Origin of the sequence: Plesiomonas sp., assembly GCF_051652165.1 — a bacterium.
In the GTDB taxonomy this organism is placed as follows: Bacteria; Pseudomonadota; Gammaproteobacteria; order Enterobacterales; family CAMTGL01; genus Plesiomonas.
Window position 1 is genome coordinate 20,154 of the sequence record NZ_JBOFTR010000018.1, and the last position, 25,611, is coordinate 45,764.

The window sequence follows — 25,611 nt, forward strand, 5'->3', positions numbered from 1 at the left end:
GTTTTTTATTGTGCGGTGAACGTCAAGAATAATGTTAATTAATGTTGGTGATTGTGTTGTATTGTGGGTATGGTGCGTGAAGGTGACTCGTATTTTGTTGTATCACTGGGTTTTTATATTGCTGTATTCGTATGTTGCTGCAAACTAAATAAACCATATTTTCTTGCAATATCACCATGTATTGTACTGTTGTACCCGTAAAGTTAACGCCAATATTTTGCTGCTTGTTATAGATTGATACTGCGTATAGGCACTCCTATTTTATAGGGGGCAGGGTAAAGCAGAGGCTCAAAGGAAGTGTGCTTAATGTTCTCTTTACCACAAGGCGAACGCTTGAATAGCCGTGTTAGCCGCTTGAATCATCACTTATGTGAAGGCGTATACGAACGCCAAAATGCCTTTAAATTGAGCTTATTAGCCGCATTATCTGGTGAGAGTATTTTTTTACTTGGGCCACCAGGAATTGGAAAGAGCTTAATCGCCAAACGATTAATGTGTGCATTTAATGCTGCCAGCACCTTTGAATATTTGATGACCCGCTTTTCAACCCCTGAAGAGGTGTTTGGCCCACTCTCAATTTTGGCACTCAAAGAGCAGGGATTGTATGTACGCTTGACTGAGGGCTATCTTCCGGCTGCCCATATTGTTTTTTTAGATGAGATTTGGAAAGCCAGCCCTGCTATTTTAAATACGTTGTTGACCGTGCTGAACGAAAAACTGTTTCGTAATGGTACGCAAATGCTTAAATTGCCGATGCGCTTGCTGATAACGGCCTCAAATGAGTTACCTGATCCCAATGGGGGGCTTGATCCATTTTATGATCGCATGTTGCTGCGAGTATATGTGGGCAAAGTAGAGCAAAAAGAGAATTTTCGATCAATGGTGGTGGCGGCTGATGATGTCTACCGTGACCCTGTGCCAGATGACTTGAAAATTACAGAACAAGAGTATCTAGCATGGCAACAGCAGATCCCCCACGTTGATCTGCCTGATAGCTGCTTTGAAAAAATTTACTACATTAAAATGCAGTTAGAAGAGAAACAGCAGCAAGACCCAGAGATCGATCTGTATATCTCAGATCGGCGCTGGAAAAAATCCATTCATCTGCTGCGGGCGTGTGCGTTTTTTAACGGCCGTGCGCAGATCACCCCGACTGATCTGCTGATTTTGGTTAACTGCTTGTGGCGTGATCTGCCAACCCGTAAATTTGTTCGTACATTGATCAGTGATTATGCGGAAAACATGGCCTACGATCAGCATGAGTTTCGCGAGCAAATCGCCCATCTGCATGATCAGATTGTGGATCAATTGGCAACTCGCATGGCAGCTGTTCGGCCTTTATTGATCAAAAGCAATGGCTTGCGCGGTGAGCGTTATCAATTGGATTTGAGTTTAGCCACTGAATTTCGCCATAGGGCACACAAAGGGTTAATTTGCCTGATCCCGCTGGTGGCAGATCCGGTTTTAACGCGCACCATCTCTGAGCCTGTTTATCAGCTATTCGTTGATCCAACAGAGCTACAAAAGGTGTTGGCTAAAGGGCAAGGCACAATACCCGTATTTATTAATACTCAAACATGTTCACAGCATGTCAGCTTTGCGCTTGATAGCCAAATGCAACTGGTTGTACGAGACAGTGCTAATCACGATATTCCGCTTGGGATCTGTGGCGTTTGGCCGATCAGTGCACAGACTGAATTACAGTGGCAAGCGGCACTCATAACACTTGAGCAGCAACAGCATATGTTGGTTCAACGTTTGCAAGCACAGCGTGATCAGTTCTTAAAAACCGTACCACACCATTTTGTTGATCAGCAGTATATTGATCAGATCCAGCGTAGTTTAGATGCGCTATTAGATGATTTAGCACAAGTAAAAAAAGAACTTCAGACACTAGAAACCACATATCAGCGGATCAAACACCATGCCGGTGCGTGATCCTGACGTATTAAATGCCGCGCTCAAACAGGTTGAGCGAATTGTTGAGCATGCAGAAAAGCAGTGGTTACATGCTCCCCTGCTACAAGCACAAATAACCCGTCAGCCGTGGTTAAAAGGGGTACTACAGCGTGAAGCTGAACGCTGGAAAACGCGGATGAGTATGGTGATTTTGCACCAGAATTTATCACAAACGGCTATTCATTCTCTTGGTCTATTTCATAGCTATGAAACACTCGATATGGGGGAATTTCTGACCCATCTTGAAGCTTTACGATTACAAATCAAAGGTGTAGCCCTGCTTGAGAGTGCATTAAAACCCCTGATCAATGCTTACAAATCACACGGTTCTGAGAAAGGGTTAACCGAACTGCGTCGCGAGTTTATGGCGCGTTGGGAGCAGTATTTAGATCAAGATATATTGGCAGAACAAATTATCTGGCTAGATGAAGCGCGCGCAGTGCAATTGCACGCGTTATATCAGCAAATGCAGCGTACCGCACAGTTAGCACAACTTGTTCCTCTCGGAGAGCGTGAACAATCAGGCCGTCTGTGGGATATGGCCGATGCCACACTGAGCCGGCAAGAGATGACCGAACTGGCTGCACTCGCACAGTGGTTAAGTCGCCAATCGGCATTGAAAACTATTGCAGCCGAGCTTGGCCGCAAAGCTGCAGATGCCATTAGCGCACAGCAACGCCAACAGGCTGCACCACAACGTACAATACAAAAAATGCCTCAGCCTGAAGAGATTGCCGGTATTCGTTTTGGTCGCGATCTTGAGCGGTTACTGACCAGTTCAGCCATTATGCTCTCAGTAGATGAACTTGAATTTCTATTTTATAAGCAGCTCGCAGAGGGGCAACTGCTGAGTTATCAGTTAGATGGAAATACATCTGCGATTACGCCACAGCATCATCGTGTACCACAGTTGCAACCTGCAGGGTGGGTACGCGGTGGCCCGTTTATTATTTGCGTAGATACCTCAGGTTCGATGGCGGGTTATCCGGAACGCTGTGCAAAAGGGATGTGTTTGGCACTGATGCAACAAGCCATTGCACAAGGGCGTAGTTGTTATGTACTGATTTTTTCTACTCATGTTATCTGCTTTGAGCTAAATGGCGCACACGGTATGAGCCATGCAAAAGCGTTTTTATCGTATCGCTTTTTAGGGGGAACCGATTTAAATGCCTGTATTGCCCGTGCACTATTGTTACAAAAAGAGTCGGCTTATCATAATGCCGATCTGATTGTGTTATCTGATTTTATTACCCACCGTTTATCTGACTCGATTATTTATCAGCTTGCTCATTTGCATCAAGCCGGTAATCGTCTGCATGCAATTAGTCTCTCTAGGCATGGAAATCAATGCGTTATGCAATACTTTGATTATCATTGGCAAATTGATGCTTCACTGACTGGCCGAATGCTGCAACGGGTACGTTAATCGACAGCCTGATACATACTGTGCGTTATTGTTATTTTCTTACCGTTTCTTTCTTGTTGGTATTGTTAAACTTACCTCTGCTATCTCTTTTGTTGGGGAAGTAGGGGGTGATTGCTAAAAATAAATTTTACACACAGAAACTTCCCGAACTATTTTTATTAGGAGAGGAAATGGTAAAGATAAGACAGTCAGTGATGGGGTACCAACGGCATATAACCCCATAGACAATACAATAACAGACGTGAGGGTGGAGCATGATCGGGCATTTTGAGCTGAAAAAAGCCTCTGATGGGCAGTTTGTTTTTAATCTAAAGGCCAGTAACGGAGAGATTATTCTAAGTAGTGAGCGTTATACATCAAAAGCGGCTGCTCTAAATGGTATTGAATCAGTACAGAAAAATGCACCCGATGTGGCCCATTTTGAGTTAAAACATTCGAGCTCAAATAAGCCTTATTTTGTACTAAAAGCTCGTAATCATCAGATTATCGGTCAGAGCCAAATGTATGCGTCAGAGGCTTCAGCCCAGCACGGTATTCAATCGGTAATGAAAAACGGGTTAAGCACAGATATTCGTGATTTAACGTTACATGATAAGAGCTAAGATTGACTGACTCTGCAATATAATAACGCTCACCAATAAAGGGAGCGTTATTATCTCAGCATGTAATGGATACGCTTACTTAAACATGACCATGCGTTCGGTGTTGAGTGAATGCACCGAGTAATAAGGTAAATACAAACACCGCAACATAGAGGCTATTTGCTACCCATAGCGCAGTTTTAGTTCCAAACTGATGAATAATAGGGCTACTGATAATAAACGTCAGCATAGTACCTACAGTGCCACAAGTCAGAATAAAATTAACTAGCCGGGGTGATGCTGTTTTCGTTTGCTGTGAACCAAGCGTAATTAGTGAGGTATAAATAGCACTGGAAATAAAACCAAGCGCAATAATTGAAATATGCAGATAATGGCCAAGTGTATCACCGATAAACGTATACATGGCTATAGCCGCTAAAAGCGTCAGTACCAGAACTAAGCGATATAGCTCAAGTGCCTGCACGAGTAAGCTAAATATCCACATACCAATCATGTATGCCATCCAGAAACTGCCTACCAGCGTACCGGCTTTTTCAACGCTCATTGCAAAACTGTGCTCTACATAATCGGGCAACCAAGAGATAAAAATCATCTGCCCTAAGATATAGCACAGCGCAGCGCAAGCAATCAGGTAAACGCTAACCCCCCAGTGCTCTTTGAGTGAAGGTTTACTGTTTTGCTGTTTTTCCAGATGCAACGGTGGAAATTCAGAGGTCAGCGTGAGAATGAAAATCGCCAGATAAATCACCGCAATCAGTGCATATACCCAGTACCATTGGCAATGCATTGCCAGAATATAGCCTGCTGCGATAGGGAAAATCATACCTGCCATACTGAAAAAAGAGTCAGTAATCAGCAACATAGAACCGCGTTGGCGGCCATGATAAAGGTGGGTAATTAAATACGTGCCAATTGACATGGTAATACCACTGACAATGCCCAATACAAACATGCACAGTGAAAATAGCACTAAGCCTTGGCTAAACATTAACCCCAGAACACTGAGCAGCATCAGTACAAAACCAAAACTTAACTGCCGTTTGAGCGAGATAATATCAACCAACCACGCATTTAAAAATATTGCGACTAAAATACCGGTGTTTAGGCAGGTAAAGGTATTACCCATATTAGCCAGTGGAATCTGGAAAAAGTTAGCCACTGTGTTCATCACAATGCCTGTGACAACAATCAGAGCGCCGGTTAGCCCAAATGACAAAAAGCTAATCCAGGTTAATCGGATTCGGTTCATTGTGCTCATCGCAAGTTACCGTATTTGGAGTGAGGAAATAAAAGCGCGCAGTCTATGTAAAACGTTTGCGTGGTTTTGTGTGTTAGATCACTAAATCTTAGTTTTAAATCATACTAAATTGTATTTAAATGTGATCTCTGTATCGTTTTTTTCGCTTTTATTGTGGGAAAAACAGAGAAAATGCCACGAAATGTTAAAACAGGCGCTTACACACCTTGTATTGTGTGCGGCAGTTAAGCTGTGCATTATTGTTCATACCGCATACAAAATAGGAGAAAAGCGCATGGTAGCCAAATTAGGGGTTCGTATACCGCGTTTGCTGATTGTACTGTTAACATCAGCATCATTATTGACCGCGCCAGCGGCATTTTCAGCAAGCCGTATGACCAAAGGGGCTATGGTGGGTGCTGCTGTTGGCTTGATTTCTGGTCATGGTATTGATGGCATATTTAAAGGTGCAGCGTTAGGTGCAGGTGCAGGGGCTCTGACCGATAAAGGAAGACGAGGCCACGACTCACGTAAAGGTGCTGAAATTGGGGCCGTTGTGGGTGTTGCTGCAGGTTTGCTTTCAGGTAATGGCATTAACGGTGCACTTAAAGGTGCGGTTGTGGGTGGTGCTGGTGGCGCAATTCTTGGCCGTATTCGGTAATTTCTACTCAACCTTACCTTCTGTTTAATAAATATTATTTTGCTTTAATGGGATAAAAAATGAAAAAGATGGCATTGTTTGCTCTAGCACTAACCGCTGCACCTGCAGTATGGGCCGCTGCACCAGCAGGTTTACCGGCTGAAATGTATATGACCTGTGCTGAAGCTGGCGAAATGGCAAAAGCAAACAGTCAAGATGTTGCAAGCCTTGTGGCGATGATGGGTAATGCTAGCGTAGAGACCCGTGGCCTGAAAATTGCAAAATCTGCTGATGTTGATCACAAAGCCATTGCGAATTTGAATGCTTTTTGTGCAAAAGACCCACATATGCTGTTAGTGACAGCAATGGATAACGCAATGCGTGAACTGGCCGGCGAGAAAATCGCAAAATAAGTTGCCACGTTAGCGTGTTATCCGGCATACAGTCATTACTTTTTGTAAGCTGTGTGCCATAAAGAACCGTTCAATATGAATTAAGCTTACTATGTTGAGCTATTCTATTGTGCGGTTTTTTTTATTGTAGCGGTATGTAATTGAACGCACATTTCTTGATATTCGTGTTTGATCTGGGTATAACGCAAAGCATCTTTTGTTGTTTACCGTGGTGTTTTTGTACCACGGTATGATTCTGTTATTGCGGACATTTATGCTGCTGCTTATCGATAATTACGACTCTTTTACCTACAACTTGTACCAGTATTTTTGTGAGCTGGGGGTTGAGGTGTGCGTGCGGCGTAATGATAGCCTGACATTGGCGGATATTGAGCAGCTTGCCCCGCGTCATCTGGTGATATCTCCCGGCCCCTGTACACCAAATGAGGCCGGTATTTCACTGGCTGCAATCCGTCATTTTGCCGATCGTTTACCGATTTTAGGTGTCTGTTTAGGGCATCAGGCGATGGCGCAGGCATTTGGTGCCGATGTGGTCAGAGCCAGACAGGTGATGCACGGTAAAGTTTCAGCAATCAGGCATACCGGTCAGGGGGTGTTTGAGGGGCTGAATAACCCGCTGAAAGTGACCCGTTACCATTCGCTGGTGGTTGATCATACCAGCTTACCTGCTGAGTTTGAGATCACCGCATGGAGTGAGCGTGAAGGCCAGTTTGATGAGATTATGGGCATTCGTCACCGTACATTGCCGCTGCACGGCGTGCAGTTCCATCCGGAAAGTATTCTCAGTGAACAGGGGCATGCAATGCTGGCAAATTTTATTGCCGGATAATTTTATGTGTAAAAAGTCAGTGCTACCAACTCTTGCGCTGAGGCTAATGAGGCCTCGCTAAAACTGACATGCCGTTATGCTGCGGATCATTATTTTCTGTATAAAACCCAGATTATTGCTTTTTAGCTCGTCTTTTATGGCCGTACTTTTTTTACTATTTCAGCCAGAGGGTAGCATAAATACTCTGACGGTTTTGGTCCTAAACTGGTTGATATCATGCATGTTCCTTTTAATGATCTGGCGGCTGTGCGCGTGGTAATGAGCAGTCAAATCTGTGCAGTGATTGTTAAAGCTGTACAGGGGAAAGGGGACATTATTCCGGTTGACACTGCATTTTCGTACCAAGTAAAAAGCCCCTATAGCGAGGCTTATTGTGAGCGTTATCTCTAAGTAGGCATATGGGCTATAAATTTCGTGAGGTTACTGCAAGCCCAGATAATGCATACATTTCGTTTAAATGTGAGATGACCCGATAGAAGTGGTGATCAAGTGCGCTATGCTCTTCTGGTAGAGGTGGCATAGGCAATGCAGATAAACTGCTCTTGGCAATGGGGGTACGATGAGTGAGCTGTTGTTGACAGGCTTGAATCGCAAATTCAATAGCAGCCCGATACTGCTGCAATGCGTTCTCAGGTAAACTTGCGCCTTCACGGACTTCAACCGTCATGCTGTTGAGGTGTTCAACCACTTGCTGGCTGTGCGATTGCCACAATAAGATCTCTTTCAGGTATAAGCTATTATATCTAGGCTCTTGCAAGGCTTGGGTATAAGAGTTGTTCATATCCATTTGAGCCTGATTCATTGCGATACGCGAAAGGCTAAGATCTCCTGAGCTCACGGTTTGCTGCGCAAGAACATGGGTTAAACGGTTAACATGTTGCCAAACTGTGCCGAGTAGAGTATCGGCATAATTGAGTAAACGGGTACTTTGCCACTGTGGCCACAGTAACATAGTGCTAAGAAAGGCCAGCACACATCCTAATAGGGTATCTTCTAACCGAGCAACTAAGAAAGCAGCACTATTATGAGTGAGCAGTTGTAGCAAGCACACTACCATCACCGTCAGTAATACCACTGCCCAGCCATAGTGATTGTGTACCAGTGAAAAACCAATCAGCGTACCAAAAAACATAAACGCAAGTAGCCACGTTGCGGGAAGGTTTAGCATCAGTACACCTGTGCCAAGCACTAACCCAAATAGCGTACCGTACGCCCGATGCTGAATACGCACTTTGGTGGCGTTATAGCCACTTTGCATTACCAGTACAATCGTCAGTAACACCCAGTAAGCGCGCGGTAACGAGAGCAGAGCCCCAATTTCTGCGCCAATGGCTAAGGTTAACCCACTGCGAGCAGCCATACGTAATGAGGCGGATTGCCAGTTCAAATAATTACGAAGAGCGGTTAAGCGGGGTGGATTAGGAATACGTGGGCACAGATCGCGCTGGTACAGTGGATGTAATGCATTAAGAAGTTGCGCGATTCGGCTAAAATGATAATGGCAGAATGTCAGTACTTCACTGTCGGGTGAAGCCTGTTGCAACGTTGTGAGTTCATCGAGAGTGGCTTGCATTGCAAAAGGTGGGACGGTTTCATTGTATAAAATAGAGTCAGCCACTTGGCGTAAGCGTTGCACCATCAAAGAAACATTCCCCAAAATAATGGCATCAGCCTGATAAGTGCGGATCTCCTCTTGTACCCGTGCGGGCTGGTTTAAATTACTGGTAATATGCTCTTGCAGATCGAGCGCGGCTTGAAAGCGTTGCAGCATTTGCTGCCCACCATGCCAGTGTTGAGCATCAAGCTGTTGCAACATTTGGCTGCTTTGCGATAACAACTCCATCAACGTCTGTTGTTTACTGAGCAACTGTAAGCTGGCTTGTTCAGGGTCATGGGCACTGACTAAAATATGGTATTTTGCCTCTAAGTAATCGGCCAGTGCATTGAAGGTTTTATGTAAGCTATCGCGCAGTGGAACAAATTTCCACAGATGAATCCAGCAAAAGGTAAAGAGCCCAAACCAGAGTGCGCCGACAAAAAATACACCGGCTGCGCCCCAAAAAGGGAAGGTTTTTAACAATGCCAGGGTTAAGATCCCTGCCGCTAAACACGCAGGCATTAAGCGGGTATTTTGGCTACTTATCTCACGCACAACACCAAAAAGGAGTGCAAGCAGCAGCAAAATCAGCGGTTCAGGAACATGGACAGTGGTTAATATGCCGACAAACAAGCTTGCACCTAAAAACGTTAAGGCAACACGCAATACGCGTTGTAGATAGTTTTGTTGTGGTGCATCAAGGCCGGCAACGGTACAGCAGGGCACTGCCATAAACAACAATAGCCCTAATTCCATATGGTTAAACGCTAAAGCGATTAATACTGGAATAGCAACAATCAATGTTTGGCGTAGGCCAAAATTAAATTCAGGGTGGAGCAGTAGGCGTTTTAATGATCTCATGAATACTTCTCGGCATAACGGTTATGCAGGTCGGTAGCGTCTGATCAAAACACAAAAGGCGCTAAAAAGCGCCTTAAAACTGTGTGGGGAAACGTAACGAGTAATTAACGCGTACCGTAAACCACAATGGTTTTGCCGTGTGCAGAGATCAAATTTTGATCTTCTAGCATTTTTAAAATACGGCCTACGGTTTCACGTGAACATCCCACAATTTGACCAATTTCCTGACGGGTAATTTTAATTTGCATACCATCAGGGTGGGTCATCGCATCAGGCTGTTTTGCCAAATTAAGCAAGGTCTGAGCAATACGGCCGGTTACATCTAAAAAGGCTAAGTTCCCCACTTTTTGCGATGTAATTTGTAAACGAGAAGCCATTTGTGCGGATAAGCGCATCAGAATATCAGGATTAACCTGAATCAGTTGGCGGAACTTTTTATATGAAATTTCAGCCACTTCACACGCAGCTTTAGCGCGAACCCATGCAGTACGCTCTTGATCTTCTTCAAAAAGGCCTAACTCACCGATGAAGTCACCTTGGTTTAGGTAAGAGAGGATCATCTCTTTACCTTCTTCATCTTTAATTAAAACAGCAACGGAGCCTTTTACAATATAGTACAGCGTCTCTGCCTTTTCGCCTGCATGAATCAGCGTGCTCTTAGAGGGGTATTTATGAATATGACAATGAGACAAAAACCACTCAAGGGTAGGATCTGTTTGCGGTTTACCAAGAACCATTTCTTTTTCCTCTACATAGTCGCTTGATACGACAGGACTAGCAAAATTCCCTGTGTAACGCAGCCCAACAAGTGTGCAATTTCATTTTTGAGCCCTTTAAAAGAAGATTATTTCAGCATAAATGATAAGGGCTCAACTGCAAGGCTAACTCTAACGCGTTAGCATTCTAACTTGCTTATTGAATGATGCTTTGATTTTGCCCCAGCCTGTGGTGTACCGCACGTTTTTTATGTTTATTTCATAATAAAGCTGCAAGATCTTGTATCTATAGCATGAATTTATTAAATAAAAGTGTGCAAATATGTGCTCATGTCACATTAATCTATCGGATATATTCTCTTTTTGCAGTAAGGCTTTTACTGCGGGTGTTAAAATAAGATCCATAGCCAGTTCCATTTTACCGCCAGGGACAACCAGAGTATTCATGCGTGAGATAAATGCACCTTGGATCATAGTCAGTAAATACGGGAAATCAATCTGTACCGCCCCTCGAAAATGGATCACCACAAAGCTTTCATCCATACTCGGAATGCTGGTGGCTGAAAATGGATTTGATGTATCGACAGTGGGCACGCGCTGAAAATTAATGTGGGTACGCGAAAATTGCGGCGTAATAAAATGAATATAATCATCCATTGAGCGCACAATGGAGTGTGTAACTGCCTCGCGTGAGTGGCCACGTTGATTGGTATCGCGAACCAGTTTTTGAATCCACTCTAAATTGACAATCGGTACCATACCGATCAGCAGATCAACATGCTGTGCAACATCATTTTGCTCGGTAACTACGCCACCATGCAGCCCCTCATAAAATAACAGATCGGTATTGTTTGGCAGTGCTTGCCAGTCAGTAAATGTGCCAGGCAATTGGTTGTAAGGTACGGCTTCATCAAACGTATGCAGATATTTACGAAACTCACCATCACCGTGTTCGGCATAGCGTGAAAAACAGTGCTCTAACAAAGAGAAATCATTCGCTTCAGGGCCAAAATAGCTAATATGCCGCCCCTGTTCGCGGGCGCGCCGAATCGCACTGTCCATTTCTGGGCGGGTGTAACGGTGGAAGCTATCGCCTTCAACAAATGCAGCATTTAGGCGCATTTTTTTAAACATTTGGCGGAAAACTAAACTGGTGGTTGATGTTCCCGCCCCGCTTGAACCGGTCACTGCGATAATAGGGTGAGATGCAGACATGGGCACTCCTTGCTAGGTGTCTGATATACCGATTGAGTGAAGCGTAGCTTTGTTTATTGGTCAACCGTTATTCTACAGTTTTAAGTCACTCAGTATCGCCGTTGAAATCGCGTTTGAGCATAATATTCAAGCTCTCATGCAACTCAGACCACACCAGAACGATAATGCCGCTCTCAAGCTGGCGCTGGATCTGGGCCGTTTTTTCAGCCAACGAACACTCTTGTGCGCCATAATCAGTTCCCTCACGCAAAATAAATGCTTCAATTAAATTACTCAGAGTCTCAGGGTTAAGTTGTTGCCAAGGGATAATCATCTGCCTGTTTTCACCGTTTTTGATCAGATAATTACAGTGCAATAGTGCATTGCACTGTAGCAAAGTAAGCGTCAATTATTGTGTGCACGTAGAGTGAACACCTGCCATCAGCCTACTAATCATGCGCTCATGACTCACTGCTTGAGGCGTGATTGAGGGCTTGAGTCAATACTTCAAGCTCTTCTTGGGCTTCCATCCACCCCATCTCAACATCGTCAAGTTCAGATTTTGTTTTAATTTGTGCAGCGAGCAACTCACTGAGCTTGGCTTTTTGGTCAGCATCATACAGTGCTGAATCGCCCAACTGTGTTTCAATATCGCTTAAAGCGTGCGTGAGTTTTTCTAACTGAGTTTCTAGTTGGGTGATTTTTTTACGGAGTGGCTGAGTCTGTTGGCGGAACTCCGCATCACGCCGTTTTTGATCTTTACGGGCTTGTGCGCTGTTGGTGGGATCTTTTTCTACAGATGTCTCACCTGTACTCTGTGCATCTTGTTGTTCACGGCGCTGCTGATCACTGAGCCAGCGTTGGTAGTCATCTAAATCACCGCGGAACAGTTCAACATGACTATCATGCACTAAATAGAGGTCATCCGTTGTGGAACGCAGCAAATGCCTATCATGCGAAACCACCACCATTGCACCTTCAAAGTCAATCAGTGCTTCAGTCAGTGCTTGGCGCATATCCAAATCAAGGTGGTTGGTTGGCTCATCGAGCAGCAACAGATTCGGGCGTTGCCATACAATCAGTGCTAATACTAAACGGGCCTTTTCACCGCCTGAAAAGGGGGCTACCGGATCGGTGACTTTATCGCCACGAAAACCAAATCCACCTAAATAATCACGTAATTGCTGTTCTGTTTCACGTGGTGCAAGGCGTGCAAGGTGAACCAATGCACTCTCTTCAGGATGCAATGTCTCAAGCTGATGCTGAGCAAAGTAGCCCAGTTTAATCCCGCGTGATAGCTCAATTACACCATGAAGTGGCTGCATTTCACCGGCGAGCAACTTAATCAGTGTTGATTTCCCCGCACCATTACGCCCTAATAAACCAATGCGTGAACCGGGTACTAAATTGAGTTTGATTGACGCTAAAATCGTTTTATCACCATAACCGGCACTGACTTTCTCCATACTCAGCAGTGGATTTGGCAAGCTCTCTGGTATACGAAAACTAAAACGAAACGGATTATCAATGTGTGCCGGAGCGATAAGCTCCATACGTTCAAGGGCTTTCACCCGGCTTTGTGCTTGTTTGGCTTTAGATGCTTTTGCTTTAAAACGATCAATAAAAGATTGCAGATGTGCAACACGGGTCTGTTGGCTCTCATACATTGATTGTTGTTGTGCAAGTTTAGTGGCTCGCTGCACTTCAAATGCGCTGTAATTACCGGTGTATTCATCGATTCGTTGTTGTTCGATATGCAGAATTTTATCCACAATGGGATCGAGAAAATCGCGGTCATGCGAAATCAGTACCAGCGTACCGCGATAACTGTTGAGCCACTTCTCTAACCAGATTACCGCATCTAAATCTAAGTGGTTAGTTGGCTCATCGAGCAACAGTAAATCAGATCGGCATAATAACGCTTGCGCCAGATTCAGCCGCATCCGCCAACCACCGGAAAAACTTTTCACTGCCAGCGTAGTTTGTTCTGCCGAAAAGCCCAGACCGTACAGTAAACTGGCGGCACGGGCACGAATTGACCATGCATCAATGGCATCGAGTTTGCCATGTAACTCAGCAATACTATTACCGTCGTTTTTCTGATTAGCGATTTCCAGAGATTGCTCAAGTTGTCGATACTCACGATCGCCATCTATGACATACTCAATGGCAGGCATATCAAGCGCGGGAGTCTCTTGGTTTACCCAAGCCATCGCCCAGTGGTGTGGCACAGAAATTGAACCGGCATCAGTGCTAAGTTCCCCTTTAATCAATGCGATCAGCGTTGACTTACCACACCCATTTTTGCCAACCAGACCGACCTTTTGTCCAGGGTTAATCGTGGCACTGGCGTTATCGAGCAACATTTGATTGCCGCGGATTAACTGAATATTGGAAAATACAATCATTGCAGGCTGCCTTTAAACACAAAACGGGCACTAAACCCGCTAAAAATATGCGCAGCATGGTAACGGAAATTAAGGTCACTGACGACCTTCCGCTGATTTTATGCAGGAGTAATAGATGACAGAGCGGATAACGCCCCTAACAGCTCAGAATGTGTTGTTGATTGTGGCACACCCTGATCCACAAGAATCAGTTGCTAACCACGCATTGCTAAGACAAATCAGCACGCTTGGTAACGTCACCGTGCACGATTTATATGCAAAATACCCTGATTTTTTTATCGATGTGAAGCAAGAGCAGGCGTTGTTGAGGGAATATGAGCTGATCGTCTTTCAGCACCCGCTCTATATGTATAGCTGTCCGGCACTGCTCAAAGAGTGGATTGATCGCGTCTTGATCAAAGGTTTTGCTCATGGTGCACAAGGCGATGCATTGATTGGAAAACATTGGTGTTCAGTGATCACCGTCGGCGGACCAGAGCGCGCCTACTGTCGTACCGGATATAACCGTTATGCTATTGAAGAGATTTTGCGCCCGTTTGAGTTGACTGCTGCCCTGTGTCGCATGCAGTGGATAGCCCCTAAAATCATCTACTGGGCGCGCCATCTACAACCACATATTTTGCAAGGGCAAGCAGAGCAGTATCATCGTTGGTTGGCTAATCCACCTGAGTTACAACCCTTGCAACCAGACACCGAGCATCACTTGCCTGCACACCATACAACAAGCCATGCTAACGATCATACTTCTCCTGTCACACCGTTAAATACGAGGTCACACAATGTCTGAAGCCGGTACTATGCATGATGTGATCTTATTTTTAGCTGCTGCTGTAATAGCCGTGCCGTTAGCACGCAAAGCCGGCATCGGCGCAGTACTGGGCTATTTGCTGGCAGGAATGGCCATCGGCCCATGGGGGCTAAAACTGATCAGTGATGTCGATGCTGTGCTGCACTTCTCCGAATTGGGGGTTGTGCTGCTGTTGTTTATTATCGGTTTGGAGCTGAACCCCGGAAAACTCTGGCAGATGCGGAGGCCTATTTTCGGGCTGGGCTCACTGCAAGTGATGCTGACTGCCGGTTTGCTAATGTTACTGCTGCTCAAACTCGGCTTTAACTGGCAAAGTGCGCTGATCAGTGGCTTAGGATTAGCCATGTCATCAACGGCAATGGGCCTGCAACTCATGCGTGAATACGGCATGACCCGCAACGAAGGTGGGCAGTCTGGTTTTGCGATTTTGCTGTTTCAGGATATGGCCGTCGTTCCCGTACTGGCGCTGATCCCGCTGCTGACTGCAGGCGCAGCCGAAACCACCGATTGGTCAGTCATTGCCATTCGGGTTGGCGGGGTCGCCTTATTGCTGCTTGGCGGTAAATTTTTACTTCGGCCTCTGTTTCGCCTTATCGCCAACACCGGTGTACGAGAAGTGTTTACCGCAACCGCCTTATTGGTGGTGCTTGGCACCGCGTTTCTCATGCAAGCTATCGGTCTCTCGATGGCGCTCGGCACATTCATTGCGGGCGTATTACTGGCAGAGAGTGAATATCGGCATGAACTGGAAATTGCCATTGAACCATTCAAAGGGTTACTGCTCGGCCTGTTCTTTATCTCGGTCGGTATGGCCGTCAATCTGGGGATTTTGCTGACTGATCCACTGTGGGTTGCCTTGATAGTTATCGCGTTGGTTAGTATTAAAGCCGGCGTACTGTTTTTTGTCAGCTCCCTATTCAAACTGCGTCGTACCAGCCGTTTGCAACTTTCGGTAGTACTCAGCCAAGGGGGGGAGTTTGCCTTCGTCTTGTTCTCTGCTGCCGCCGCAAGTCAGGTGATCAATCAAAACCAACTGGCCTTGCTGCTGGTGAGCGTCAGTTTGTCGATGATGACCACCCCGTTATTAATGAAACTGATTGACCATTGGCTCAGTGTACAACTTAACAGCCAACAGCAAAGCGAAGAGCAACAGCATGTTGAGGATGATGAACCACAAGTTATCATCGTCGGTTTTGGGCGCTTTGGCCAAATCGTTGGGCGTTTACTGTATGCCAACAAAGTGCGTGTAACCGTACTTGAACGTGATCCGAATCAAGTTTCATTTCTGCGTCGTTATGGCTACAAAGTCTACTACGGCGATGCGACCCAACTGGAATTGCTACGAGCAGCTGGAGCAGAAAAAGCCGAGTCAATTGTGATTGCCTCTGATAATGCCGAAGAAAATATGCAAATTGTGCATCTTTGTCAGCAGCACTTCCCACAACTGCAAATTTTAGCCCGTGCTCGTGGCCGTGTTGAAGCGCATGCACTGCTCAGTGCCGGTGTCACCTTGTTTAGTCGTGAAACTTTTTCTAGTGCGCTTGAGTTAGGCAAAAAAGCACTGGTCAGTACAGGGATGCACCCACACAGAGCCTTTCGTGCCCAACAGCATTTTAAACGGCTCGATATGCACATGCTGCGTGAACTGATGCCAGAACATCAAGCCGATGTTACCGAGATCTCACGCGTGAAAGAAGCTCGGCGTGAACTTGATGATATTTTCGAGCGCGAGATGCAAAATGAGAGCCTACGTTATCAGGGATGGGATCTCGACGATGAATAAGCGCCGCCGTTTTATTGCTGCTGCCAAATGCCCGCAGTGTCAGGCTATTGATACTCTTGCACTGTATCAGCAAGATCAGGTTGAAGTGGTCGAATGCGTACAGTGTGGTCATCGGCAAACACAGGCCCAGCAACATATCGAAAAAGAAAAACGGCGAAATGAGCAAGTAATTGGCGTATTTCACCCTGATTAATGCATCACAAATTTCCGCCTTGCGTTGATTTCCGCTACAATCAGCGCGCAATTTTAAAATCCTATTTTCTACCAACGGCAGGAGTTGCCATGAAAATCACTAAAAACGCGGTAGTAAGCCTAGCCTACCAAGTGCGTACAGAAGATGGTGTGCTGGTTGATGAGTCACCGGTTACCGCACCACTTGATTACCTGCATGGTAACAACAACCTGATCACTGGTCTGGAAAATGCACTCGAAGGCCGTGAAGCAGGCGAAAGTTTTGAAATTAATATCCCTTCAGCAGAAGCCTACGGCGACTATGACGACAATCTGGTACAGCGCGTACCAAAAGATGTGTTCTTAGGCGTAGACGAAATTGAAGTTGGCATGCGTTTTTTAGCTGATACCGATCAAGGTCCAGTGCCAGTTGAAATCACCGAAGTTGACGGTGACCATGTTGTTGTTGATGGTAACCACATGTTAGCAGGCCAAGCTCTTCACTTTGCTGTTGAAGTGGTTGCAGTACGCGAAGCAACCGCAGAAGAGCTTGAGCACGGCCATGTTCACGGTGAGCACGCTCACGGTGAAGAGGGTGGTTGTTGCGGTGGCCACGGTCACGGTGATAACGAAGGCGGTTGCTGCGGCGGTCAAGGCCATGATCACGATCATGACCATGCGCACGAACACGGCCAGGGTGGTTGTGGCGGTCATGGTGGCTGCAAACACTAATCCTCATTGGCGCATCACGCACCATAACAGGAATGCACCCAAAAACAAAAGGGCGATAACGCCCTTTTGTTTTAGTCTGCATACGAAAAATCCCCAGAGATCGTACTGGTAACAAAAGATCTTAGGGTTAAACGATCATCGCGTTAACACGATCAATAGTGCGGAGGCGGTGTCTCTTCTGATTGTGCTGCAACCGGCGATGCATCTACTTCACGTAATTTCGTGACCGCAAAACGAACCTGAGTACGCAATTTTTCAATTTCAACTTGTTGTTGCACAATCACCTTATTTAGCTCTTCAATACTTAACTCCTGAAAAGCCTGACGACTTTCTAGAGTTTCTAACCTGTTTAATACAACAGACAACTCACTCATTGTCGGCCCTCTCATTAATTAATGTTGTTAGTAACCATATCGTTATTACACACATATTGAATCACATGATCAGCACAGTATGGCTGACCAACGTTAGCTTAACGGATCATAGCCGAAATATAATCTGTAGATTAAACCTGATTTACATGGAATTATCTGATTTTTCGACGGTCGAATAACGTAAGGTTTTATGTAACCATGATACGTTAGATCATCAGTAATGAAATTAACGGTTATTGATACAGATAAACCTCACAATTAATGAGTAGCCTCTTGATAAAATAACTCTCTATAATAGTTACTGTAACGTTATAGTATTGAAGACGTTGTTGAACTGAATTTTATCTGTTTCATTATTCAGTCACTGTGCCGTTAACATAAACATAAGTATATTGGCGCTACGCCATGAATAACTATCTGTGTGCGTAGGTCTATAGCGGGGGAGTCCCCGCACCATGGAGGAAGAATGAAACCAGCATTTAAAGCATCGTTTTTAGCTATCACTCTTGCGTTATCTTTAGGCAGTGGCGCTATCATGGCTGCTGAACAAGCGAAAGCGAAAACTGAAGTTGTCGCACCAAAGTCATCAGCATTTGCAAATGAAAACCAGCAAGCAGCTTATGCGATTGGCGCATCAATGGCGCGATATATCAGTGCTAACCTTGATGCTCAAAAAGAGATGGGTCTGAATCTAAGCCGTGAAGAGGTGATGACAGGCATTCAAGATGCCTTTGCCGGTAAATCAAAACTCGATGACACCCAAATTCAGCAAACCCTACAAGCACTTGATGCTCGTATCGGTAAAATGGCACAAGAAAAGCTCGCAAAAGAAGCAACAGCAAATGAAGCTGCTGGCAAAACATTCCGTGATGCCTTTGCGAAAGAAAAAGGTGTGAAAAGCCTAAAAGATGGCCTACTGTATCTTGTACAAAAAGAGGGGACAGGCCCAGCACCAAAAGCAACAGATACCGTTGTAGTGAACTACGTTGGTACACTCACTAATGGTACTAAGTTTGATAGCTCATACGATCGTAAAGAGCCAGCAACATTCCCACTTAATCGAGTGATCCCAGGTTGGACAGAAGGTCTGCAACAGGTGAAAGCAGGTGGGAAAATCAAACTGGTTATTCCACCGGCACTGGCCTATGGTGAGCAAGGCGCACCAGGTATTCCACCTAACTCAACACTCGTATTTGAAGTTGAGCTAGTTAAAATTGAACAACCTGCTGCAACACCTGCACCTGCCGCTAAACCTGCGCCGGCAACAAAATAAAAAACCTAAAAAAGCCGACATGAAGTCGGCTTTTTTTCTACAGTAGATTGCCCTTTCAATTATAACTTTCTGTTACAATCATCGCCAAATTACCACTAATCCCTCTACATGCGAGATAGCAATGTCGAACGAGCTTCTCTGTAATGAACAACCTACGGAGCACGATTTATTAGATCACCGCCCGTTTACCACACTCGATCATGACATCCTGCGTTCTTATGAAGCCGTCGTTGATGGTCTTGCTACGTTAATCGGCAACCACTGTGAAATTGTATTACACTCACTAGAAGACCTAAACCATTCAGCCGTACGTATTGCTAATGGTGATATTACAGGCCGTACCATTGGTTCACCGATCACTGATTTGGCATTACGCATGCTGCATGATATGGAAAATGCCAGTGTTTCACGCGCATATTTTACCCGCGCAAAAGGTGGTGGTGCACTGATGAAATCGATCACCATCGCCATTCGTAATCGTGATAACCGTGTCATTGGCTTATTGTGTATTAACATCAACCTTGATGCCCCGTTCTCACAAGTCCTCAAAGCCTTCATGCCTGAAGAGGCGCGTGAATCACCATCTAATGTCAATTTTGCCAGTTCAGTTGATGAACTCGTTGCACAAACACTTGAATACACCATAGAAGAAGTTAATGCTGATCGTAGCGTATCTAATAACGCCAAAAATCGGCAGATAGTACTCGCACTGTATGAGAAAGGAATTTTTGATATCAAAGATGCTATCAATCAAGTTGCCGATAGACTCAACATCTCTAAACATACCGTCTATCTTTATATCAGACAGTTTAAAAATGATGATATTTTGGCGGGAAGCGAATAATCATGAGCAGCTCAGTAAATACGCCTTTGCAGCCAAACCACAGCATACTCACCTATGCACTGCTGGTTACCGGCCCTGCGTATGGCACACAAACAGCCAGTAGCGCCTATCAATTTGCCCAAGCTGTATTGGCGCGGGGTCATACCTTAAGCCAAATATTCTTTTATCGGGAAGGTGTTGCCAATGCCAACGCATTCACCGCACCAGCCAGTGATGAACACCATCTGGTTGAGGCCTGGGCACAACTATCGGCTCAACATCAGATCCCATTAAATGTTTGTGTTTCTGCCGCGTTGCGTCGTGGCATCGTAGATACAGAGCAAGCTCAACAAGAACAACTGGCAAATTACAACCTGCATCCCGCCTTTAACCTGTCGGGGTTGGGAGAACTGGCACAAGCCACCCTTACCTGTGATCGTGTTGTTCAATTTTAGCCACAGATTCTAGTCAACTAACGTATTCCCGATCCTGAGCCCTGTTTATGAGCATGAAACGCATCGCTTTTATCTTTACTCAACCACCTCATGGAAATGCTGTTGGGCGTGAAGGGCTTGATGCCTTACTGGCGACCTCTGCTTACAGCGATAACCTAAGTGTATTTTTTATTGGAGATGGCGTTTTACAACTGTTACCAGAACAACAGCCTGAAATAATCTTAGCACGTAACTATATTGCCACCTTCAAACTCTTACCGCTGTATGACATTGAAAATATCTATATCAGCACAGAAAGCCTACAGCAGCGGGGCATCACAGAACAACATCTTCTTGTATTGGATGCAGAGCCACTTTGCTATTCCCAATTACAACAAAAACTGGCTGAATACGACACCATACTGACTTTCTAACCGCGTAATTAACAGACGGTTATTCACTTACCACCGAGTGCATTTATTGCCTAACGTGGTAATCACACAAAATATATTTGTGCTTGATTATCTGATACTTCTATTTGGCCAGTCTCAAGGTATCTTTATGCTCTATACCGTATCTCACTCACCGTATCAGAAAAATGTACTCGCACAACTACAACCACTGATATCGGAAAATGATGTCATTTTGCTTTGGGCAGATGGTGTTATTGCAAGTTTAGCGGGAACAGAAAGTACGGAACAACTGCTGCAACGCAGTGTCAAAATATACGCTTTACAACCAGATTGTTTAGCCAGGGGGCTTGTTACACGCTTACACCCCATGATTGAACAAATTAACTATGATGCATGGGTAAAACTTACCGAACAACATCCAACACAATATGCATGTTAATAATGGGGTTGCTAACAATCTGAATACACTAGAAATAGAACCTTTAAAGCACGAATCTCAGCATAGAACGATAACAAAATCACCTCAACATGGATTAACACCGCCAATATAGCTTGTGCAATCCGTTGTCAGGTAACAACAATAAACGTACGCACGTGACGTGCGCTTAGGGATGACGATCATCAAAAACTACAGTATACTAATACATTGCTTTGAGTGCATATGTTGTATATTTCTTGACACCCTCAAAGCACGATTCTAGAATGCTGCGTCCCCATACTCTGGGGAGGATTTTTCACGTGTTTACGAAGTAAAACCAGGAGCTATATTTAATGGCAACTATTAACCAGCTAGTACGCAAACCGCGTACCCAGAACGTTGAAAAGAGCAACGTTCCTGCGCTGCAAGCTTGTCCACAAAAGCGTGGCGTATGTACTCGTGTATATACTACCACTCCAAAAAAACCAAACTCTGCTCTGCGTAAAGTTTGTCGTGTACGTTTAACTAACGGTTTTGAAGTTACCTCCTACATCGGCGGTGAAGGTCATAACCTGCAAGAGCACTCCGTTGTGCTGATCCGTGGCGGTCGTGTTAAAGACTTGCCAGGTGTGCGTTACCACACCGTTCGCGGCGCACTCGACTGTGCAGGCGTTAAAGACCGTAAGCAATCTCGTTCCAAGTACGGTGTAAAACGTCCTAAGTCTTAATGGTTCTCCGTTAAGTAAGGCCAAACACCCCTATACAAATCAAAAACTCTTTGAGTTTTGGATAACCTGAAGTTTTAAACGGAGAATTCCTATGCCACGTCGTCGCGTGATTGGTCAACGTAAAATTCTGCCGGATCCAAAGTTCGGATCTGAGCTGTTGGCTAAATTCATTAACGTTGTGATGGTAGACGGTAAGAAGTCTACTGCTGAATCAATCGTATACACAGCGCTGGAAATCCTGGCCCAGCGTTCTGGTAAAGATCACCTGGTTGCTTTTGAAACTGCACTGGACAACATCCGTCCAACAGTGGAAGTTAAAGCTCGCCGTGTTGGTGGCTCTACTTACCAAGTACCTGTTGAAGTGCGTCCTGTGCGTCGTAACGCACTGGGTATGCGCTGGCTGGTCGATGCCGCTCGTAAGCGCGGTGAAAAATCCATGGCACAGCGTCTAGCGAATGAACTGTCTGATGCTGCAGACAACAAAGGTACTGCAGTTAAGAAACGTGAAGACGTTCACCGCATGGCCGAAGCCAACAAGGCGTTCGCTCACTACCGCTGGTAATACCGAAAAGTGCAGACTCTATTGGGGTCTGCACTTCCTTATTTTCCGACAGAAGAACGTCCTTAGTTCATAGAGGAAGACATTGTGGCTCGTACTACTCCTATCGAGCGCTACCGTAATATCGGTATTAGTGCTCACATTGATGCCGGTAAAACTACTACTACCGAACGTATTCTGTTCTACACCGGTGTAAACCACAAAATCGGTGAAGTTCATGACGGCGCAGCCACCATGGACTGGATGGAACAGGAACAAGAGCGTGGTATTACCATCACCTCCGCAGCGACTACTGCATTCTGGTCAGGTATGGCTAAGCAGTACGAACCGCATCGCGTAAACATCATCGACACCCCAGGGCACGTTGACTTCACCATCGAAGTAGAACGTTCGATGCGTGTACTGGACGGTGCGGTAATGGTTTACTGTGCGGTAGGTGGCGTTCAGCCACAGTCTGAGACCGTATGGCGTCAGGCTAACAAATATAAAGTACCTCGTATCGCGTTCGTTAACAAAATGGACCGTATGGGTGCTAACTTCCTGAAAGTTGTTGGCCAGATCAAAAGTCGTCTGGGCGCGAACCCTGTTCCGCTGCAATTGGCAATTGGTGCTGAAGACGGCTTCACCGGTGTTATCGATCTGGTGAAAATGAAAGCCATCAACTGGAACGATGAAGACCATGGTGTGACCTTCGAATACGAAGATATCCCAGCTGCAATGCAGGATCTGGCTGACGAATGGCACCAGAACCTGATCGAATCTGCTGCAGAAGCGTCTGAAGAGCTGATGGATAAATACCTGGGTGGTGAAGAACTGACTGAAGAAGAGATCAAAAAAGCTCTGCGTCAGCGCGTTCTAAACAACGAAATCATCCTGGTAACCTGTGGTTCTGCGTTTAAGAACAAAGGTGTTCAGGCGATGCTGGATGCGGTAGTTGACTACCTGCCATCCCCAGTTGACGTGCCTGCGATCAACGGCATCCTAGACGACGGTAAAGATACACCGGCAGAGCGTCAGGCAAGTGACAAAGAGCCATTTGCTGCACTGGCGTTCAAAATTGCTACCGACCCATTCGTGGGTAACCTGACCTTCTTCCGCGTTTACTCTGGTGTGGTTAACTCCGGTGACACCATCCTGAACTCTGTGAAGTCAGCACGTGAGCGTTTTGGCCGTATCGTACAGATGCACGCTAACAAACGTGAAGAGATCAAAGAAGTTCGTGCAGGCGACATCGCTGCCGCTATTGGTCTGAAAGACGTGACCACGGGTGACACTCTATGTGACCCAGCTCACCCAATCATTCTAGAGCGTATGGAATTCCCAGAGCCGGTAATTTCTATTGCAGTTGAACCAAAAACCAAAGCTGACCAAGAAAAAATGGGTCTAGCTCTGGGCCGTCTGGCAAAAGAAGACCCGTCTTTCCGCGTATGGACTGACGAAGAGTCTGGCCAGACTATCATCGCCGGTATGGGTGAATTGCACCTGGACATCATCGTTGACCGTATGAAGCGTGAATTCAACGTTGAAGCGAACGTAGGTAAACCTCAGGTTGCTTACCGCGAAGCGATTCGTGCGAAAGTTACTGATGTTGAAGGTAAACATGCTAAGCAGTCTGGTGGTCGTGGTCAGTATGGTCACGTTGTGATCGACATGTACCCACTGGAGCCAGGCTCTAACCCGAAAGGTTACGAGTTCATCAACGACATCAAAGGTGGTGTAATTCCTGGCGAATACATCCCAGCCGTTGATAAAGGCATCCAGGAACAGCTGAAAGTGGGCCCTCTGGCTGGCTATCCAGTTGTTGACATGGGTGTCCGTCTACATTTCGGTTCTTACCATGACGTTGACTCCTCTGAACTGGCGTTTAAACTGGCTGCATCTCTTGCCTTTAAAGAAGGCTTTAAGAGAGCAAACCCAGTTCTGCTTGAGCCAATCATGAAGGTTGAAGTAGAAACTCCTGAAGAGAACACTGGTGATGTTATCGGTGACTTGAGCCGTCGTCGCGGTTTACTGCGTGGTCAAGAATCCGATGTAACTGGCGTTAAGATCCATGCTGAAGTTCCGCTGTCTGAAATGTTCGGATATGCAACTCAGCTGCGTTCTCTGACTAAAGGTCGTGCATCATACACCATGGAATTCCTGAAGTATGATGATGCGCCTAACAACGTTGCTCAGGCCGTTATTGAAGCCCGTGGTAAGTAATCCACAGGATTAAAACCCAGGATTAAACCTAAGTCCCGTGCTCTCTCCAAAGGGAGAGCACTATAGTAAGGAATATAGCCGTGTCTAAAGAAAAATTTGAACGTACTAAACCGCACGTTAACGTTGGTACTATCGGCCACGTTGACCACGGTAAAACTACCCTGACCGCAGCAATCACTACCGTACTGTCAAAAGTATACGGTGGCCAGGCTCGTGCATTCGATCAAATCGATAACGCACCAGAAGAGAAAGCGCGTGGTATTACCATCAACACTTCTCACGTAGAGTACGACACCCCAACTCGTCACTACGCACACGTTGACTGCCCAGGTCATGCCGACTACGTGAAAAACATGATCACCGGTGCTGCTCAGATGGACGGCGCTATCCTGGTAGTTGCTGCAACTGATGGCCCAATGCCACAGACTCGTGAGCACATCCTGCTGGGTCGTCAAGTTGGCGTTCCTTACATCATCGTGTTCCTGAACAAGTGTGACATGGTTGATGACGAAGAGCTGCTGGAACTGGTAGAAATGGAAGTGCGTGAGCTGCTGTCTCAGTACGATTTCCCAGGTGATGACACTCCAATTGTTCGCGGTTCAGCACTGAAAGCACTGGAAGGCAACGCAGAGTGGGAAGAGAAGATTGTTGAGCTGGCAGGCTACCTGGACAGCTACATCCCACAACCAGAGCGTGCAATTGACAAGCCATTCCTGCTGCCAATCGAAGACGTATTCTCAATCTCTGGCCGTGGTACAGTTGTTACCGGTCGTGTAGAGCGCGGTATCGTTAAAGTGGGTGAAGAAGTTGAAATCGTAGGTATCAAAGAGACTACTAAGACAACTTGTACCGGCGTTGAAATGTTCCGTAAACTGCTTGACGAAGGCCGTGCAGGTGAGAACGTAGGTGTTCTTCTGCGTGGTACCAAGCGTGATGACGTAGAGCGTGGTCAAGTACTGGCTAAGCCAGGCTCAATCAAGCCACACACCAACTTCGTAGCAGAAGTTTATA

Annotated in this window: 26 protein-coding genes and 1 pseudogene; 20 read left to right on the top strand and 7 right to left on the bottom strand. The window is 45.7% G+C overall.

What is annotated here, in order from left to right; translation table 11 throughout:
* Window positions 1-306 precede the first annotated feature (306 nt).
* From ACRC53_RS12860 to ACRC53_RS12870, 3 genes are all read left to right on the top strand, one after another.
* Window positions 307-1,938 carry an AAA family ATPase gene (locus ACRC53_RS12860; protein WP_438643786.1) on the top strand — a complete coding sequence of 544 codons (1,632 nt, stop codon included), beginning with the start codon at window positions 307-309 and terminating at the stop codon, window positions 1,936-1,938.
* Window positions 1,925-3,385 (top strand): VWA domain-containing protein, encoded by a 1,461-nt coding sequence (locus ACRC53_RS12865; RefSeq protein WP_438643787.1) that lies wholly within the window; start codon window positions 1,925-1,927, stop codon window positions 3,383-3,385. Before ACRC53_RS12860 ends, ACRC53_RS12865 begins: the two co-directional genes overlap by 14 nt.
* Before the next feature lie 254 nt (window positions 3,386-3,639).
* Entirely contained in the window at window positions 3,640-3,987 is a 348-nt protein-coding gene (locus ACRC53_RS12870; protein ID WP_438643788.1) for a YegP family protein, read from the top strand.
* A gap of 79 nt (window positions 3,988-4,066) precedes the next feature.
* On the opposite strand, the gene tsgA is transcribed toward ACRC53_RS12870, so the two are convergent.
* A complete protein-coding gene (tsgA, locus tag ACRC53_RS12875) occupies window positions 4,067-5,245 on the bottom strand; it encodes an MFS transporter TsgA (protein ID WP_438643789.1) in 1,179 nt (392 codons plus the stop codon).
* Window positions 5,246-5,519: 274 nt separating this feature from the next.
* Between tsgA and ACRC53_RS12880 the strand changes: the two genes are divergently transcribed.
* The 4 genes from ACRC53_RS12880 (at window position 5,520) to ACRC53_RS12895 (ending at window position 7,496) form a co-directional block, all read left to right on the top strand.
* Window positions 5,520-5,885, top strand: a complete 366-nt coding sequence (locus tag ACRC53_RS12880; protein WP_438643790.1) for a glycine zipper family protein — start codon at window positions 5,520-5,522, stop codon at window positions 5,883-5,885.
* A gap of 59 nt (window positions 5,886-5,944) precedes the next feature.
* On the top strand, window positions 5,945-6,277 hold the full coding sequence (locus ACRC53_RS12885) for a YmgD family protein (protein ID WP_438643791.1): 333 nt from the start codon (window positions 5,945-5,947) through the stop codon (window positions 6,275-6,277).
* A 253-nt stretch (window positions 6,278-6,530) separates the two neighbouring features.
* The gene (locus ACRC53_RS12890) at window positions 6,531-7,106 is read left to right on the top strand and encodes an aminodeoxychorismate synthase component II (protein WP_438643792.1); all 576 of its coding nucleotides are present in this window, start codon (window positions 6,531-6,533) and stop codon (window positions 7,104-7,106) included.
* Window positions 7,107-7,322: 216 nt separating this feature from the next.
* Window positions 7,323-7,496 (top strand): hypothetical protein, encoded by a 174-nt coding sequence (locus ACRC53_RS12895; RefSeq protein ID WP_438643793.1) that lies wholly within the window; start codon window positions 7,323-7,325, stop codon window positions 7,494-7,496.
* Window positions 7,497-7,509: 13 nt separating this feature from the next.
* On the opposite strand, the gene ACRC53_RS12900 is transcribed toward ACRC53_RS12895, so the two are convergent.
* The 5 genes from ACRC53_RS12900 to ACRC53_RS12920 form a co-directional block, all read right to left on the bottom strand.
* Window positions 7,510-9,564, bottom strand: a complete 2,055-nt coding sequence (locus tag ACRC53_RS12900; RefSeq protein ID WP_438643794.1) for an FUSC family membrane protein — start codon at window positions 9,562-9,564, stop codon at window positions 7,510-7,512.
* Between the two features lie 104 nt (window positions 9,565-9,668).
* Window positions 9,669-10,301 carry a cAMP-activated global transcriptional regulator CRP gene (gene crp / locus ACRC53_RS12905; protein ID WP_438633315.1) on the bottom strand — a complete coding sequence of 211 codons (633 nt, stop codon included), beginning with the start codon at window positions 10,299-10,301 and terminating at the stop codon, window positions 9,669-9,671.
* A gap of 312 nt (window positions 10,302-10,613) precedes the next feature.
* Complete coding sequence (locus ACRC53_RS12910; protein WP_438643795.1) at window positions 10,614-11,495, bottom strand: phosphoribulokinase; 882 nt, start codon at window positions 11,493-11,495, stop codon at window positions 10,614-10,616.
* Between the two features lie 85 nt (window positions 11,496-11,580).
* Entirely contained in the window at window positions 11,581-11,808 is a 228-nt protein-coding gene (locus ACRC53_RS12915) for a YheU family protein (RefSeq protein ID WP_438643796.1), read from the bottom strand.
* Window positions 11,809-11,935: 127 nt separating this feature from the next.
* Window positions 11,936-13,882: an ABC transporter ATP-binding protein gene (locus ACRC53_RS12920; RefSeq protein WP_438643797.1), complete on the bottom strand. Its 1,947-nt coding sequence runs from the start codon at window positions 13,880-13,882 to the stop codon at window positions 11,936-11,938.
* A gap of 115 nt (window positions 13,883-13,997) precedes the next feature.
* Between ACRC53_RS12920 and kefG the strand changes: the two are divergent.
* The 4 genes and pseudogenes from kefG to slyD all read left to right on the top strand — a co-directional run.
* Window positions 13,998-14,546 (top strand): annotated as a pseudogene (gene kefG / locus ACRC53_RS12925) (glutathione-regulated potassium-efflux system ancillary protein KefG); the annotation flags it as partial.
* A 115-nt stretch (window positions 14,547-14,661) separates the two neighbouring features.
* The gene (kefB, locus tag ACRC53_RS12930) at window positions 14,662-16,473 is read left to right on the top strand and encodes a glutathione-regulated potassium-efflux system protein KefB (protein WP_438643798.1); all 1,812 of its coding nucleotides are present in this window, start codon (window positions 14,662-14,664) and stop codon (window positions 16,471-16,473) included.
* The gene (locus ACRC53_RS12935; protein ID WP_438643799.1) at window positions 16,466-16,666 is read left to right on the top strand and encodes a YheV family putative zinc ribbon protein; all 201 of its coding nucleotides are present in this window, start codon (window positions 16,466-16,468) and stop codon (window positions 16,664-16,666) included. Before kefB ends, ACRC53_RS12935 begins: the two co-directional genes overlap by 8 nt.
* Before the next feature lie 89 nt (window positions 16,667-16,755).
* Window positions 16,756-17,376, top strand: a complete 621-nt coding sequence (gene slyD, locus ACRC53_RS12940) for a peptidylprolyl isomerase (protein WP_438643800.1) — start codon at window positions 16,756-16,758, stop codon at window positions 17,374-17,376.
* A 152-nt stretch (window positions 17,377-17,528) separates the two neighbouring features.
* Here slyD and ACRC53_RS12945 read toward each other — a convergent pair whose 3' ends face one another.
* Window positions 17,529-17,750 (bottom strand): SlyX family protein, encoded by a 222-nt coding sequence (locus ACRC53_RS12945; protein WP_438643801.1) that lies wholly within the window; start codon window positions 17,748-17,750, stop codon window positions 17,529-17,531.
* Between the two features lie 466 nt (window positions 17,751-18,216).
* Between ACRC53_RS12945 and fkpA the strand changes: the two genes are divergently transcribed.
* The 9 genes from fkpA to tuf all read left to right on the top strand — a co-directional run.
* The gene (gene fkpA, locus ACRC53_RS12950; RefSeq protein ID WP_438643802.1) at window positions 18,217-19,023 is read left to right on the top strand and encodes an FKBP-type peptidyl-prolyl cis-trans isomerase; all 807 of its coding nucleotides are present in this window, start codon (window positions 18,217-18,219) and stop codon (window positions 19,021-19,023) included.
* Window positions 19,024-19,144: 121 nt separating this feature from the next.
* On the top strand, window positions 19,145-19,867 hold the full coding sequence (locus ACRC53_RS12955) for a helix-turn-helix transcriptional regulator (protein WP_438643803.1): 723 nt from the start codon (window positions 19,145-19,147) through the stop codon (window positions 19,865-19,867).
* Between the two features lie 2 nt (window positions 19,868-19,869).
* Entirely contained in the window at window positions 19,870-20,301 is a 432-nt protein-coding gene (gene tusD, locus ACRC53_RS12960) for a sulfurtransferase complex subunit TusD (RefSeq protein WP_438643804.1), read from the top strand.
* Window positions 20,302-20,348: 47 nt separating this feature from the next.
* Entirely contained in the window at window positions 20,349-20,714 is a 366-nt protein-coding gene (tusC, locus tag ACRC53_RS12965) for a sulfurtransferase complex subunit TusC (protein ID WP_438643805.1), read from the top strand.
* A gap of 127 nt (window positions 20,715-20,841) precedes the next feature.
* A complete protein-coding gene (gene tusB, locus ACRC53_RS12970; RefSeq protein ID WP_438643806.1) occupies window positions 20,842-21,132 on the top strand; it encodes a sulfurtransferase complex subunit TusB in 291 nt (96 codons plus the stop codon).
* Window positions 21,133-21,464: 332 nt separating this feature from the next.
* Window positions 21,465-21,839: a 30S ribosomal protein S12 gene (gene rpsL / locus ACRC53_RS12975; protein WP_010862737.1), complete on the top strand. Its 375-nt coding sequence runs from the start codon at window positions 21,465-21,467 to the stop codon at window positions 21,837-21,839.
* Window positions 21,840-21,930: 91 nt separating this feature from the next.
* Entirely contained in the window at window positions 21,931-22,401 is a 471-nt protein-coding gene (rpsG, locus tag ACRC53_RS12980; RefSeq protein WP_438622910.1) for a 30S ribosomal protein S7, read from the top strand.
* A gap of 84 nt (window positions 22,402-22,485) precedes the next feature.
* The gene (gene fusA, locus ACRC53_RS12985) at window positions 22,486-24,600 is read left to right on the top strand and encodes an elongation factor G (protein WP_438643807.1); all 2,115 of its coding nucleotides are present in this window, start codon (window positions 22,486-22,488) and stop codon (window positions 24,598-24,600) included.
* An 80-nt stretch (window positions 24,601-24,680) separates the two neighbouring features.
* Window positions 24,681-25,611, top strand: a 931-nt coding sequence (tuf, locus tag ACRC53_RS12990; RefSeq protein ID WP_438643808.1) for an elongation factor Tu, incomplete at its 3' end; no start/stop codon positions are given.